At 71.1% G+C, this 13,241-nt stretch carries 13 protein-coding genes; 4 read left to right on the top strand and 9 right to left on the bottom strand.

Translation table 11 applies throughout. The features are described 5' to 3' along the window. Nucleotides 1-2 precede the first annotated feature (2 nt). Genes rph through DRV96_RS12925 form a run of 3 tightly spaced genes read right to left on the bottom strand, consistent with a single transcriptional unit; the run spans nt 3 to nt 2,681 of the window. Entirely contained in the window at nt 3-728 is a 726-nt protein-coding gene (rph, locus tag DRV96_RS12935; protein WP_119291749.1) for a ribonuclease PH, read from the bottom strand. Nucleotides 729-775: 47 nt separating this feature from the next. Continuing rightward, nucleotides 776-1,678: a PP2C family protein-serine/threonine phosphatase gene (locus tag DRV96_RS12930; protein WP_119291747.1), complete on the bottom strand. Its 903-nt coding sequence runs from the start codon at nt 1,676-1,678 to the stop codon at nt 776-778. Nucleotides 1,679-1,712: 34 nt separating this feature from the next. Continuing rightward, nucleotides 1,713-2,681 (bottom strand): serine/threonine protein kinase, encoded by a 969-nt coding sequence (locus tag DRV96_RS12925; RefSeq protein WP_119291745.1) that lies wholly within the window; start codon nt 2,679-2,681, stop codon nt 1,713-1,715. Between the two features lie 27 nt (nt 2,682-2,708). Here DRV96_RS12925 and DRV96_RS12920 point away from each other — a divergent pair, with 27 nt between their 5' ends. From DRV96_RS12920 to DRV96_RS12905, 4 genes are all read left to right on the top strand, one after another. After that, nucleotides 2,709-3,617: a YicC/YloC family endoribonuclease gene (locus DRV96_RS12920; RefSeq protein WP_119291743.1), complete on the top strand. Its 909-nt coding sequence runs from the start codon at nt 2,709-2,711 to the stop codon at nt 3,615-3,617. A gap of 5 nt (nt 3,618-3,622) precedes the next feature. Then, nucleotides 3,623-4,258, top strand: a complete 636-nt coding sequence (gmk, locus tag DRV96_RS12915) for a guanylate kinase (RefSeq protein WP_119291741.1) — start codon at nt 3,623-3,625, stop codon at nt 4,256-4,258. A 15-nt stretch (nt 4,259-4,273) separates the two neighbouring features. Next, nucleotides 4,274-4,477 carry a DNA-directed RNA polymerase subunit omega gene (rpoZ, locus tag DRV96_RS12910; protein WP_119291739.1) on the top strand — a complete coding sequence of 68 codons (204 nt, stop codon included), beginning with the start codon at nt 4,274-4,276 and terminating at the stop codon, nt 4,475-4,477. A 127-nt stretch (nt 4,478-4,604) separates the two neighbouring features. Continuing rightward, a complete protein-coding gene (locus DRV96_RS12905; RefSeq protein WP_119291737.1) occupies nt 4,605-6,890 on the top strand; it encodes a RelA/SpoT family protein in 2,286 nt (761 codons plus the stop codon). Nucleotides 6,891-6,897: 7 nt separating this feature from the next. Here DRV96_RS12905 and greB read toward each other — a convergent pair whose 3' ends face one another. The 6 genes from greB to flgF all read right to left on the bottom strand — a co-directional run bounded on the left by greB (nt 6,898) and on the right by flgF (nt 13,235). Then, nucleotides 6,898-7,461 carry a transcription elongation factor GreB gene (gene greB / locus DRV96_RS12900; protein ID WP_119291735.1) on the bottom strand — a complete coding sequence of 188 codons (564 nt, stop codon included), beginning with the start codon at nt 7,459-7,461 and terminating at the stop codon, nt 6,898-6,900. Beyond that, nucleotides 7,458-8,642: an acyl-CoA dehydrogenase family protein gene (locus DRV96_RS12895; protein WP_119291732.1), complete on the bottom strand. Its 1,185-nt coding sequence runs from the start codon at nt 8,640-8,642 to the stop codon at nt 7,458-7,460. The genes greB and DRV96_RS12895 overlap by 4 nt, the downstream gene beginning before the upstream one ends. Before the next feature lie 2 nt (nt 8,643-8,644). After that, on the bottom strand, nt 8,645-9,502 hold the full coding sequence (locus tag DRV96_RS12890) for an enoyl-CoA hydratase family protein (protein WP_119291730.1): 858 nt from the start codon (nt 9,500-9,502) through the stop codon (nt 8,645-8,647). Further along, nucleotides 9,495-10,013 (bottom strand): MarR family transcriptional regulator, encoded by a 519-nt coding sequence (locus DRV96_RS12885; RefSeq protein WP_119291728.1) that lies wholly within the window; start codon nt 10,011-10,013, stop codon nt 9,495-9,497. The genes DRV96_RS12890 and DRV96_RS12885 overlap by 8 nt, the downstream gene beginning before the upstream one ends. Then, complete coding sequence (locus tag DRV96_RS12880; RefSeq protein WP_119291792.1) at nt 10,010-12,358, bottom strand: bifunctional salicylyl-CoA 5-hydroxylase/oxidoreductase; 2,349 nt, start codon at nt 12,356-12,358, stop codon at nt 10,010-10,012. The genes DRV96_RS12885 and DRV96_RS12880 overlap by 4 nt, the downstream gene beginning before the upstream one ends. A gap of 145 nt (nt 12,359-12,503) precedes the next feature. After that, nucleotides 12,504-13,235, bottom strand: a complete 732-nt coding sequence (flgF, locus tag DRV96_RS12875; protein WP_119291725.1) for a flagellar basal-body rod protein FlgF — start codon at nt 13,233-13,235, stop codon at nt 12,504-12,506. Between the last annotated feature and the right edge of the window lie 6 nt (nt 13,236-13,241).

The following is a 13,241-nucleotide window of genomic DNA, read 5'->3' as shown; positions in this document are numbered from 1 at the left end:
CGTCAGCCGGCCAGCGCGGCGCGCTGCCGCGCGACGAGCTCGGCGATGCCGTGCGCGGCGAGCGCGAGCATGCGGTCCATCTCGGCGCGCGTGAACGGCACGCCCTCGGCGGTGCCCTGCACCTCGACGAAGCCGCCGCTGCCGGTCATCACGACGTTCATGTCGGTGTCGCAGGCGACGTCCTCGACGTACTCGAGGTCGAGCAGCGGCGTGCCCTCGACGATGCCCACCGACACCGCGGCGACGTGGTCGCGGATCGGCGAGCGCTCGATGCGGCCTTCGCGCTGCAGCCACGTGACGGCGTCGTGCGCGGCGACGAAGGCGCCGGTGATCGCCGCGGTGCGCGTGCCGCCGTCGGCCTGGATCACGTCGCAGTCGACGATGATGCTGCGCTCGCCGAGCACCGCGAGGTCGAAGACGGCGCGCAGCGAGCGCCCGATCAGGCGCTGGATCTCCTGCGTGCGGCCACTTTGCTTGCCGCGCGCGGCCTCGCGGTCGCTTCGCGTGTGCGTGCTGCGCGGCAGCATGCCGTACTCGGCGGTGACCCAGCCCTCGCCGCTGCCGCGCTTGTGCGGCGGCACCTTCTCGTCGACCGACGCGGTGCACAGCACCCGGGTGTCGCCGAACGACACCAGCACCGAACCCTCGGCGTGGCGCGTGTAGTGCCGCTGCAGCGAGACCGGACGCAGCGCGTCGGCGGCACGCCCGTGGGTGCGCATGAAAGTCATCGAAAACCTCTCGGGAACGCAAACACCGGCGGCCCAGGCCGCCGGCCTCAGTGTCGCTTCTCGGCCGAGCGCCGGATCGCCTCGTTGATCTCCTGGATCGAACGCTCGATCTCGGCGTCGTCGAGATCGTCGGCCGCCGCGTCGCCGAGCGCCGCGGTCTGGATGCTCGACGCGAACAGGTCCTCGCCGAGCGCCTGCGTCGACACCGCGTCGGCGTCGTCGCCGCCTTCCCACTCGACGGCGATCGCGGTGACGTTGTCGCACTTCGTACCGCCTTCGCGCAGCGCGGCCTCGACGAGGTCGGGCACCGAGTGCGAGATCGTGCCGCGGCCGAGCTGCGCCGCGATCTCGGCGTCGGCGACGTTGCCCCACAGCCCGTCGGAGCACAGCAGGATGCGGTCGCCGCCGTGCAGGCGCAGCGGCCCGGCGGCGTCGACCATCGGCTCGCTCGGGCTGCCCAGGCACGTGAACAGCACGTTGCGCCCGAACGGCGTGACCGTCGTCGACAGCGTCAGCGCCTCGTGCAGCTCGGCGTAGGAGTGGTCGCGCGTGCGCGCCACGAGCGCGCCGTCGCGCACGACGTACAGCCTCGAGTCGCCGCAGTGCGCCCACCACAGCGCGCCGTCCTGCAGCACGCAGGCGACGACCGTCGTGCGCGGCGTGTCGGGCAGCGCGCGCCGCTGCGCGTAGCGCAGCAGCTCGCGGTGCGCGGCGAGGATGCCTTCGCGCAGGAACAGCTGCGGGTCGGCCAGGCGCGGCTTGGCGTCGTGCTGGAAGCGCGCGGCCAGCGTCTGCAGCGCGAGCTGCGAGGCGACCTCGCCCTCGGGGTGACCGCCCATGCCGTCGGCGAGCGCGAACAGGCCCGACTCGCGCGTGTAGCAGTAGCCCATGCGGTCTTCGTTCTTCTCGCGTCCGCCCTTGCGGCTGACCTGGTAGACGGCGAAGCGCATCGGCGTCAGGCGGTGGCGGCGAGGTCCGCGCGCATCAAGGCTTGGCGCCCGACTTGAGGTTCTCGAGCTGCAGCTTCAGCCGCTCGGAAAAGCTCAGCTTGGTGTAGCGGCGCTCGGTCTCGCGCGCGAGCTCCTTCTGCAGCGCGAACACGCTCTGCGGGCGCGACAGCGAGTCGAGCGACATGCACCACTCGGTGACCTCGATCAGGTTGTCGGAGTACACATTGCGCAGCCGCGACAGGCTCAGCGCGAGGCGGTCCTTCTCGAGGCGCTGCGGCGCGTCGTTCGGCGGGTAGCCCTGCATGCACGCGTAGATGCACGCGCCGATCGCGTAGATGTCGGTCCACGGCCCCAGCGCGCCGTCGCGCTTGTACATCTCGGGCGCGGCGAAGCCGGGCGTGTACATCGGGCGGATGAAGTTGCCCTCCTTGCTCAGCACCTCGCGCGCGGCGCCGAAGTCGAGCATCACCGCCTTGTTGTCGTTGGTGATGAAGATGTTCGCCGGCTTGATGTCCAGGTGCAGCATCTTGTGCTGGTGCACGATGCGCAGCCCGCGCAGGATCTCGTCGAACAGCGAGCGGATCGTGCTCTCGCGGAACACCTTGTCGCGCTTCAAGTCGCGCGCGGTGACGATGAAGTCCTGCAGCGTGTCGCCCTGCAGGTAGTTCATCACCATGTAGACGGTCTCGTTCTCGCGGAAGAAGTTCAGCACCGAGACGACGCTCGGGTGACTGATCTGCGCGAGCGAGCGCCCTTCCTCGAAGAAGCTCTTCAGGCCCAGGCGGTACAGCGGCAGCTTGTCGGGCTTGACGCGCGGCACCAGTTCGCCGGGGTCGCGTTCGGCCAGCGACGCGGGCAGGTACTCCTTGATCGCCACCAGGTGGCCGTTCTCGTCCTCGGCGAGGTAGACCACGCCAAAACCACCGGCCGCCAGCTTCTTGACGATCTGGTAGCCGCCGACCACGGTGCCTGCCGGCAACGGGGCGGGTTTGGGCTTTGACATAATCGAGTTTTGCAAGGCGATAGCGCGATGTCAGTCTACAGCATGACCGGCTACGCCAGTGCCGCGACAAGGGCCGTTTCCGGGGCGGATTCTGGGCCCACGGCGGCGGCGCTGACGGTCGAATTACGGTCGGTCAACAGCCGCTTTCTCGACCTCTCGTTCCGCCTGCCCGACGAATGGCGCGGGCTCGAGGCGGCGCTGCGCGAGCGCCTGGCCGGCGCGTTCCGCCGCGGCAAGATCGAACTGCGGCTCAGCAGCGCGCGCGACGAGGCCGACGCGTGGCCGCAGCCCACCGCCGACCAACTGCACCGCCTGTCGCAGCTCGAGTCGCAGGTGCAGTCGTGGCTGCCGAAGGCCGCGCCGCTGTCGACGCACGAGGCCCTGCAGTGGTGCCGCAGCGCCAGCGCCACCGCGCGCGCCGACGACGCCGTGCTCGACGCGGCCGACCGCGCGATTGCGTCGCTGCGCGCCGCGCGCGAGCGCGAAGGCGCGCGTCTGGCCGCGGTGCTCGCCGAACGCGTCGCGCGGCTGCGCGAACTCGCGGCACAGGCCGAGCCGCTGGTGCCCGCCGTCGTGCAGCGCCAGCAGCAGCGCTTCGTCGAGCGCTGGCACGAGGCGCTGCAGGCCACCGGCGCGGCCGCCAGCATCGGCGAGCAGGCCCTGCGCGAGCGCGCGCTCAACGAGGCGGCGGCGTACGCGCTGCGCATCGACGTCGCCGAGGAGCTCGCGCGGCTGCGCGCGCACCTCGACGAGATCGAGCGCCTGCTCGCCAAGGGCGGCGAGGTCGGCAAGCGGCTGGACTTCCTGATCCAGGAGCTGCAGCGCGAGGCCAACACGCTCGGCTCGAAGTCGGCTGCGCTCGAGCTGACCGCGATCGCGGTCGAGATGAAGGTCGCGATCGAGCAGATGCGCGAGCAGGTGCAGAACCTGGAGTGACGGCGATGGACCCCTCCCCGAGCGAGACCCCGGGCAACCTGTTCGTCGTCGCCGCACCCAGCGGCGCCGGCAAGTCGAGCCTCGTGAAGGCGCTGCTCGAGCTCGACGCGCACCTGTCGGTGTCGGTGTCGCACACGACGCGCGCACCGCGCGGCCAGGAACGCGACGGGCGCGAGTACCACTTCGTCGACGAGGCGACGTTCCGCGGCATGGTCGAGCGCGGCGAGTTCTTCGAGTGGGCGCAGGTGCACGGCAACCTGTACGGCACGTCGCGCGTCGAGCTGCAGCAGCGGCTGAAGGCCGGCGATGACGTGATCCTCGAGATCGACTGGCAGGGCGCGCTGCAGATCAAGCAGCTGTTCGCGCACGCGGTGCTGATCTTCATCCTGCCGCCGAGCTGGGACGAGCTGCGCCAGCGCCTGCTGCGCCGCGGCGAGGACGGCCCCGACGTCATCGAGCAGCGCATGGCCAACGCGCGCACCGAGGTCGCGCAGGCGCGGCACTTCGACTATGTGATAATCAATGCCCTGTTCGAAACGGCGCTGTTCGACCTCAAGACGGTCGTGCACTCGCAGCGCCTGAAGTACGCGGCGCAAAAGCGCAACAAGTCGCAGGTGTTCGCCGCGCTCGACCTGATCTGACCCCGTCGCACCGCCATGGCCCGCATCACCGTCGAAGACTGCCTGCAGAAGATCCCGAACCGCTTCCAGCTGGTGCTCGCCGCCACGTACCGCGCGCGCATGCTCAGCCACGGCCACGCGCCGAAAATCGAGACGAAGAACAAGCCCGGCGTGACGGCACTGCGCGAGATCGCCGCCGGCGAGATCGGCCTCGAGATGCTGCGCCGCGTGCCGATCTGAGCTGGCGCGCGTCCAACTCCACGACGAAGGGCGCCTGCGGGCGCCCTTCGTCGTTCTCGCGCGGCGCTGTGCGCCCCGCCGGACACCCGTGCGAGGCGCGTGCGGCCGCAGCCTGCTAAATTGGGGCATGGGGATCCGGTCGCTGGCCGCCGAACTGCTGCCCTCCGCGCTGACGGGGTTGCCGCGCTTCGCGCTGGGCAAGGCCGCCGAGCAGCCTGCTGCTCCCGAGGCAGCCACCTTCGCCGCGCTGGCCGACAAGCTCGGCTACCTCTCGAAGGCCGAGCTGAAGCAGGTGCGCGAGGCCTACAAGTTCGCCGACGAGGCGCACCTCGGGCAGTTCCGCGCCAGCGGCGAGCCCTACATCACGCACCCGCTCGCGGTGGCCGGGCTGTGCGCCGACTGGAAGCTCGACGCGCAGGCCATCATGGCCGCGCTGATGCACGACGCGATGGAGGACTGCGGCGTCGGCAAGGCCGAGCTGATCGAGCGCTTCGGCGCCGCCACCGCCGACCTCGTCGACGGACTGACCAAGCTCGACAAGCTGCAGTTCAACACGCGCGAGGAGTCGCAGGCCGAGTCGTTTCGCAAGATGCTGCTGGCGATGGCGCGCGACGTGCGCGTGATCCTCGTCAAGCTCGCCGACCGGCTGCACAACATGCGCACGATGAATGCGATGGCGCCGGCCAAGCGCGGGCGCATCGCGCGCGAGACGCTCGAGATCTACGCGCCGATCGCGCACCGTCTGGGTCTGAACCAGACCTACCGCGAGCTGCAGGAGCTGTCGTTCGAGCACCTGCACCCTTGGCGGCACGCGGTGCTGTCGAAGGCCGTGCAGCGCTCGCGCGGCTACCGGCGCGACCTCGTCGATCGCGTGCACAAGGACGTCGGACGCGCCTTCGCCGCGGCACGCATGAAGGTGCAGATCGCCGGGCGCGAGAAGACGATCTACTCGATCTACCGCAAGATGCGCGAGAAGCACACCAGCTTCGCGCAGGTCAACGACATCTTCGGCTTTCGCATCGTCGTCGGCGACGTGCTCGAGTGCTACACCGCGCTGGGCGTGCTGCACCAGCTCTACAAGCCGGTGCCAGGCCGCTTCAAGGACTACATCGCGATCCCGAAGGCCAACGGCTACCAGTCGCTGCACACGACGCTGGTCAGCCCGCTCGGCACCGCGATCGAGTTCCAGATCCGCACCGAGGCGATGCACGCGGTCGCCGAGGCCGGCATCGCCGCGCACTGGATGTACAAGGCCAAGGACGTGCGCGACCCGAAGGAAGCGCAGCGGCTGGGCACGATCTGGCTGCAGAGCCTGCTCGACATCCAGGACGAGACGCGCGATGCGGCCGAGTTCCTCGAGCACGTCAAGGTCGACCTCTACCCCGACGCGGTCTACGTCTTCACGCCCAAGAGCAAGATCCTCGCGCTGCCGCGCGGCGCCACGCCGGTGGACTTCGCGTATGCGATCCACTCCGACGTCGGCCACCACACGGTGGCGGCCAAGGTCAACGGCGAGGCGGTCGCGCTGCGCACCGAGCTCAAGAGCGGCGACGTCGTCGAGATCGTCACAGCGCCCAACGCGAAGCCGAACCCGGCGTGGCTGAACTTCGTGCGCACCGGCCGCGCGCGCAGCAAGATCCGCCACCACCTGAAGACAATGGAGGCCGAAGAGGCGCGCGCGCTGGGCGAGAAGCTGCTCGCGCAGGCGCTGCGCGCCGAGGGTCTGCCGATGCCGTCGGCCGACCCCGCCGACGAGGACGCCGCTGCGCTGTGGCAGCAGGTCGCACGCTGGGCGGGCAACCGCCACCGCGCCGAGCTGATGACCGACATCGGCCAGGGGCGCAAGATCGCGACCATCGTCGCCAAGCGCGTCGCGCAGCTGCTCGCCGAGCGCGGCGCGCGCCCCGACGCCGTGACGCTGACGCTGGGCCGCTATGCCAGCGACGACAACGCGCCGACACAGGGCCTGGTGACGATCGACGGCAGCGAGGGCGCGTCGGTGCAGATGGCCACCTGCTGCCGGCCGATCCCGGGCGACGCGATCGTCGGCTACCTCGGCCGCGGCGAGGGGCTGACGGTGCACACCGCCGAGTGTGGCGTCGCACGCCGCCTGAAGGAGCGCGACAGCGAACGCTGGCTGCCCGTCGAGTGGGCCGAAGAGCCGACGCGGCCGTTCGAGACCGGCGTGCAGGTGCTGGTCGAGAACGGCAAGGGCGTGCTCGCGCGCGTGGCCTCCGCGATCAGCGGCGCCGAGGCCGACATCACGCACATCGCGATGGGCGACGAGAAGGCCGGCGAGACGGTCGAGCTCAAGCTGCTGCTCGCAGTGCGCGACCGCCTGCACCTGGCCGACGTGCTGCGCGCGCTCAAGCGCGCACCGTCGGTGCTGCGCGCGCAGCGCATCAAGCCCTGAGCGCGGCTCAGCGCGCCGGCGCCGGGTACTCGACGCGCAGCACCTCGATCGTCTCGATGCCGCCCGGCGTTACGAGCTGTACCTCGTCGCCCTCGCGCGCCTTCAGCAGCGCACGCGCGATCGGCGCGATCCAGCTGACCTCGCCCTTCAGGCTGTCGGCCTCGTCGATGCCCTTGATCGTGATCGTGCGCTCGTCGCCCTTCGCGGTTGCGTAGGTCACCGTCGCGCCGAAGAAGATCTGGTCGCTGCCGTGGTGCAGCGACGGGTCGGCGACTTCGGCGATGTCGAGCCGCTTGGTCAGGAAGCGGATGCGGCGGTCGATCTCGCGCAGCCGCTTCTTGCCGTACAGGTAGTCGCCGTTCTCGCTGCGGTCACCGTTGCTCGCCGCCCAGGCCACTGCCTCGACGACCTTCGGCCGCTCGACGTCGAGCAGGTGCAGCAGCTCGGCGCGCAGCGCCGCGTAGCCCTGCGGCGTGATGTAGTTTTTGCCGCCGGCGGGCAGCGGCGGCAGGCCGACGTCGTCGTCCTCGTCGGCGGGCGCGTCGGATTCCTTCGTGAACGCCTTGCTCATGCCCCCGATTTTGGCGCCGGGGCCTGCGCCTTCAACAGTTCGCGCGCGATGATCAACTGCTGCACCTCGGTCGCGCCCTCGTAGATGCGCAGCGCGCGGATCTCGCGGTACAGCCGCTCGACCGTCTGGCCGTGCGTGACGCCCAGCCCGCCCCACATCTGCAACGCGGCGTCGATCACCTGCTGCGCGCCCTCGGTGGCGGCCATCTTGGCCATCGCCGCCTCCTTCGTGACGCCGCGGCCCTGGTCGCGCTGCCACGCGGCGCGGTAGGTCAGCAGCGACGCGCTGTCGATCGTCGTCGCCATCTGCGCGAGCTTCGCCTGCGTGAGCTGGAAGTCGGCGAGCGTCTGGCCGAACATCCGGCGCGTCGTCGCGCGCGCGAGCGCCTCGTCGAGCGCGCGGCGCGCGAAGCCGAGTGCGGCGGCGGCCACCGACGTGCGGAACACGTCGAGCGTGCGCATCGCGATCTTGAAGCCCTCGCCCGCCGCGCCGATGCGGTTCGCGAGCGGCACGCGGCAGCCGGCGAAGCGCAGCCGCGCGAGCGGATGCGGCGCGATGACGTCGATGCGCTCGGCGATCTCGAAGCCCGGCGTGCCGGCCTCGACGAGGAAGGCCGAGATGCCGCGCGCGCCCGGCGCCTCGCCGGTGCGCACGAAGACGACGTAGACGTCGGCGATGCCGCCGTTGCTGATCCACGTCTTCTCGCCGTCGAGGATCGCGACGTCACCCTCGACGCGCGCGGCGCACTGCAGCGCCGCGACGTCGCTGCCGGCGTCGGGCTCCGACAGCGCGAACGCGGCGATCGCCTCGCCGCGCGCCACCCGCGGCAGCACGGCGGCGCGCTGCGCCGGCGTGCCGGCCAGCGAGATCGCCCCCGAGCCCAGGCCCTGCATCGCGAACGCGAAATCGGCCAGCCCGTCGTGGCGCGCCAGCGTGTCGCGGATCAGGCAGATCGTGCGCGTGTCGATCGCCTCGCCCGCCCCGCCGTGCGCGGTGCCCGCCACCGCGTGGCGCAGCCAGCCGGCCTCACCCAGCGCGCGCACGAGCGAACGGCACGTCGCGTCGACGTCGGCGCCATGGTCGACGTGCAGGTGCGCGGCACACCAGGCGTCGAGCTCGCGCGCGAGCGCGCGGTGGCGCTCGTCGAAGAACGGCCAGGCGAGGTCGTCGTGCAGGCTCATCGTCAGTCGCCCTGGAAGACGGGTTTCTGCTTCGCCGCGAACGCGCGGTACGCGCGGCCGAAGTCCTCGGTCAGCATGCAGATCGCCTGCGCCTGCGCCTCGGCCTCGATCGCGGCGTCGATGCCCATGTCCCACTCCTGGTGCAGCATCGTCTTCGTGATGCCGTTGGCGAAGGTGGGCCCATGCGCGAGCTCGTGCGCCAGCGCGTGCGCGTCGCGCAGCAGGTCTTCCGGTGCGCACAGGCGGTTGAAGAAGCCCCAGTGGTAGGCCTCGTCGCCGGGCAGGGTACGGCCGGTGTAGAGCAGCTCGCTCGCGCGGCCGTGGCCGACGATGCGCGGCAGCAGCGCGCACGCGCCCATGTCGCAGCCGGCCAGGCCGACGCGGTTGAACAGGAACGCCGTCTTGCTGCGCGGCGTGCCGAAGCGGATGTCGGCGGCCATCGCGAGGATCGCGCCGGCGCCGGCGCACACGCCGTCGACGGCAGCGACGATCGGCTGCGGGCAGTGGCGCATCGCCTTGACGACGTCGCCGGTCATGCGCGTGAACATCAGCAGCTCGGGCGCGGGCAGGCCGATCAGCGGCCCGATGATCTCGTGCACGTCGCCGCCGGAGCAGAAGTTGTCGCCGGCGCCGGTGATCACGATCGCGTGCACGTCGTTCGCGTGACGCAGCCGCACGAACAGGTCGCGCAGCTCGGCGTAGCTGTCGAACGTCAGCGGGTTCTTGCGCTCGGGACGGTTCAGCGTGATCGTGCCGACGCGCTCGGCCACTGTCCATTCGAAGTGCGTCGCGCGCCAGTCGCCGAGCGGGCGGCGGTTGCCGGCGGCCAGCGCCGGGTCGAGCGGCTTGCGGTCAGTCATGCGTGGGCTCCTCTCGGTGCAGGCCGAGCCGCAGCCGGCCCAGCAGGTCGAGCAACTGGTGCTGGGCGCGGTCGTCGAGCGGCGCGAGCAGCTCGACGACCCAGCCCTCGTGTTCGCGCGCCATCGCCTCGAACGAGCGCGCGCCCTCGGGCGTCAGCGCGACGCGCCACGAGCGGCGGTCGTCGGGGTCGCTCTCGCGCCGCACCCAGCCGTCCTTCTCGAGTTCGTCGGTCAGCCCGGTGACGTTGCCGCCGGTGACCATCAGGTACTTCGACAGCGCGTTCATCCGCAGGCCCTGCGGGTGGCGGTACAGCTGCGCGAGGTAGTCGAAGCGCGCCAGCGTGATGCCGAAGCGCGCACGCAGCCGCCGGCGGATCTCGCGTTCGATGTCGTTGCTGCACGCAAGCAGCCGCAGCCACAGCCGCAGCGCGACGTGGTCGTCGTGGGCGGCGCGCGCCTCGGCGCCGAGGCGGTCGTCGGCCAGGCGCAGCGCGGTGGTACGCCTCGTCATGCCGGCTCCCTGAAGGCCGGCGCGGCGGCCTGCGCCTTCTCGCGCGCGAACAGGCTTTCCATCTGCCCCTTGCCGGAGAGGTAGGGCTTGGGCCACGCGACGCCGGTCCAGCCGATCTTGGCCGCTTCGGTCAGCGTCCACACCGGGTTGGCCAGGTGCGGACGCGCAACGGCGCACAGGTCGGCGCGGCCGGCGGCGACGATGCTGTTGACGTGGTCGGCCTCGCTGATCGCGCCGACCGCGATCGTCGCGATGCCGGCCTCGTTGCGGATGCGGTCGGCGAACGGCGTCTGGTACATGCGCCCGTACACCGGCTTCTGCTTCGCGCTGACCTGCCCGCTCGAGCAGTCGATCATGTCGGCGCCGGCGGCCTTGAACGCCTTCGCGATCTCGACCGCGTCGTCGGGCGTGATGCCACCGGGCACCCAGTCGTGCGCCGAGATGCGCACCGAGATCGGCAGGTGCTGCGGCCACACCGCGCGCACGGCGCGGAACACCTCGAGCGGGTAGCGCAGCCGGTTGGCGAGGCTGCCGCCGTACTCGTCGTCGCGGCGGTTCGTCAGCGGCGAGATGAAGCTGGAGAGCAGGTAACCGTGCGCACAGTGCAGCTCGAGCCAGTCGGCGCCGGCCTCGGCCGCGCCCTCGGCCGCGCGCACGAACTGCGCCGTGACGCGGTCCATGTCGGCGCGCGTCATGCCACGGCTGATCTGGCTGACGCCTTCGAGGTACTGCTGCGGCGACGCCGAGACGATCTCCCAGTTGCCCGCCGCCAGCGGGTGGTCCATCCCGGGGCCGTCCCAAGGCACGCGCGTCGACCCCTTGGCGCCGCTGTGGCCGATCTGGATGCCGAACTTCGCGTCGGTGTGCGTGTGGATGAAGTCGGCGATGCGCTTCCACGCGCGCACCTGCTCGGCGGTGTACAGCCCCGGGCAGCCGGGCGTGATGCGGCCCTCGGGGCTCACGCAGGTCATCTCGGCGAACACGAGGCCAGCGCCGCCGAGCGCGCGCGCACCCAGGTGCACGAGGTGGAAGTCGCCCGGCACGCCGTCGACCGCCGAGTACTGCGCCATCGGGCTGACGACGACGCGGTTCTTCAGCGTGACGCCCCGCACCGTGTACGGCGTGAACATCGGCGGCGGCGGGCGGGTGCCCTCGGGCACCTCGACGCCGGCGCCGCGGGCGAACCAGCGCTCGAAGCCCTCGAGCCAGCGTGCGTCGCGCAGGCGCAGGTTCTCGTGGCTGATGCGCTGGCTGCGCGTGAGCATCGAGTACATGAACTGCTCGGGCGGCAGCGTGTCGGCGTAGCGCCGGCCGACGACCTCGAACCACTCCATCGCGTTCCACGCCGCGTTCTGCAGCCGCAGCACGTCGACCTCGCGCAGTGCCTGGTAGCGCTCGAGCACCTCGGGGATGTGCGCGGCGTCGTGGCCGGCGGCGTCGAACTGTGCCGTCAACTCGATCACGTCCTCGATCGCGAGCTTGGTGCCCGAGCCGATCGCGAAGTGCGCGGTGTGCACCGCGTCGCCCATCAGCACGACCGGCTGGCGGCCGTTGTGGTGCCACCACTTCTCGCACTTGACGCGCTGGAAGTTCAGCCACGCGCTGCCGCGCAGATGGCGCGCGTTGCTCATCAGCCGGTGGCCCTGCAGGTTGGCGGCGAACAGCTGCTCGCAGAAGGCGATCGACTGCTGCGGGTCGGCGCGGTCCAGGCCATGCGCCTTCCACACGTCCTCCGGGCACTCGACGATGAAGGTGCTCGTGGCCTCGTCGAACTTGTAGATGTGCGCCTGGAACCAGCCGTGCTCGGTCTTCTCGAACAGGAACGTGAACGCGTCGTACAGGCGGTTCGTGCCGAGCCAGATGTAGCGGTTGGGCCGCGTGACGATGTCGGGCCGGAAGACGTCGGCGTACTTCGTGCGGATCTTCGAGTTGATGCCGTCGCTGGCGACGATCAGGTCGGCGTCGGGGAAGTCGGCGTCGGAGTCGACCTCGCTTTCGAAGCGCAGCTCGACACCGAGCTGCTCGCAGCGCGCCTGCAGGATGTTGAGCAGCTTCTTGCGGCCGATGCCGACGAAGCCGTGGCCGCCGCAGCGGATCACGCGACCCTTGAAGTGCAGCTCGATGTCGTCCCAGTGGTTGAAGGCCTGCTGGATCTCGCGCGCCGTCTCGGGGTCCCAGCGGCGCATGTGCTCCATCGTCGCGTCGGAGAACACGACACCCCAGCCGAAGGTGTCGTAGGGCCGGTTGCGCTCGACGACGACGATCTCGTGCGCCGGGTGACGCCGCTTCATCAGCAGCCCGAAGTACAGGCCGGCGGGCCCGCCGCCGATGCAGACGATCTTCATGCCGGTCTCCCGCGCGATCGGCGCGCCGCAACGCACACCGAATTGCTTTAGTTGTCAATATTTTAGCCGACCGCCCATTTCCGGCAAGCCCCGGACACGAAAAAGGCGCCCCGCGGGGCGCCTCGACGTCGCGAGTCCGGGCGGCTCACATGCCGTTGGGCGTCAGCAGCCGCATCGCCTGCTGCTCCTGGCGCTCGGCGGTCTGCAGCATCTTCATCTGGTGCTCGAACTGGCGCGCCGCGGTGATCATCGCGACCATCGTCTCGACGGCGCTGACGTTGCTGCCCTCGAGCGCGCCGTCCTGCACGCGCGCGTTGGCGTCGGCCGGCAGTTCGCCGTCGGCGGCGCGGAACAGCCCGTCGGTGCCGCGCTGCAGCGGCGCCTCCGGCGTCACGAGCTTGAGCCGCCCGACGACGGCACTGGTGCCGTCGTCGCGGCTCGCGCTGACGGTGCCGTCGGGCGCGATCGCGACGCGCGTGCCCGCCGGCACCGTGATCGGGCCGCCGTCGCCGATGACGGGGTGGCCGTTCTTGGTCACGAGGTTGCCCTCGGCGTCGAGGTCGAGCGCGCCGGCGCGCGTGTAGGCCTCGGTGCCGTCGAGCGCCTGCACCGCGAGCCACGCGTTGCCCTTCATCGCGATGTCGAGCGGCCGCCCGGTGGGCTGCACCGCGCCGGGGTCGGGGTTGTAGCCCACCGTCGACTCGAGCGCGTAGACGCGCGTCGACGCCCCGTCGCCGCGCACCGGCACGGCGCGGAACGCCGCGAGCTCGGCGCGGAAGCCCGTCGTCGACACGTTGGCCAGGTTGTGCGCGAGCACCTCCTGGCGCTGCATCGTCGCCTTCGCGCCCGACATCGCGAGGTAGATCATGCGGTCCATCGTGCG

It is taken from the genome of Azohydromonas sediminis, assembly GCF_003574675.1.
Classification (GTDB): domain Bacteria; phylum Pseudomonadota; class Gammaproteobacteria; order Burkholderiales; family Burkholderiaceae_C; genus Calidifontimicrobium; species Calidifontimicrobium sediminis.
The sequence above is the reverse complement of the archived record's forward strand: the minus strand, read 5'-3'. Positions and strand labels throughout refer to the sequence as shown.

Excerpts from the sequence above, each read along its gene's own strand:
- DRV96_RS12880 (WP_119291792.1), bottom strand. The coding sequence starts at position 12,358 with ATGAAGATCGTCTGCATCGGCGGCGGGCCCGCCGGCCTGTACTTCGGG.
- gmk (WP_119291741.1), top strand. The coding sequence starts at position 3,623 with ATGGACCCCTCCCCGAGCGAGACCCCGGGCAACCTGTTCGTCGTCGCC.
- DRV96_RS12890 (WP_119291730.1), bottom strand. The coding sequence starts at position 9,502 with ATGACTGACCGCAAGCCGCTCGACCCGGCGCTGGCCGCCGGCAACCGC.
- DRV96_RS12905 (WP_119291737.1), top strand. The coding sequence starts at position 4,605 with ATGGGGATCCGGTCGCTGGCCGCCGAACTGCTGCCCTCCGCGCTGACG.
- DRV96_RS12920 (WP_119291743.1), top strand. The coding sequence starts at position 2,709 with ATGTCAGTCTACAGCATGACCGGCTACGCCAGTGCCGCGACAAGGGCC.
- greB (WP_119291735.1), bottom strand. The coding sequence starts at position 7,461 with ATGAGCAAGGCGTTCACGAAGGAATCCGACGCGCCCGCCGACGAGGAC.
- rph (WP_119291749.1), bottom strand. The coding sequence starts at position 728 with ATGACTTTCATGCGCACCCACGGGCGTGCCGCCGACGCGCTGCGTCCG.
- DRV96_RS12930 (WP_119291747.1), bottom strand. The coding sequence starts at position 1,678 with ATGCGCTTCGCCGTCTACCAGGTCAGCCGCAAGGGCGGACGCGAGAAG.
- DRV96_RS12925 (WP_119291745.1), bottom strand. The coding sequence starts at position 2,681 with ATGTCAAAGCCCAAACCCGCCCCGTTGCCGGCAGGCACCGTGGTCGGC.
- DRV96_RS12895 (WP_119291732.1), bottom strand. The coding sequence starts at position 8,642 with ATGAGCCTGCACGACGACCTCGCCTGGCCGTTCTTCGACGAGCGCCAC.
- rpoZ (WP_119291739.1), top strand. The coding sequence starts at position 4,274 with ATGGCCCGCATCACCGTCGAAGACTGCCTGCAGAAGATCCCGAACCGC.
- flgF (WP_119291725.1), bottom strand. The coding sequence starts at position 13,235 with ATGGACCGCATGATCTACCTCGCGATGTCGGGCGCGAAGGCGACGATG.
- DRV96_RS12885 (WP_119291728.1), bottom strand. The coding sequence starts at position 10,013 with ATGACGAGGCGTACCACCGCGCTGCGCCTGGCCGACGACCGCCTCGGC.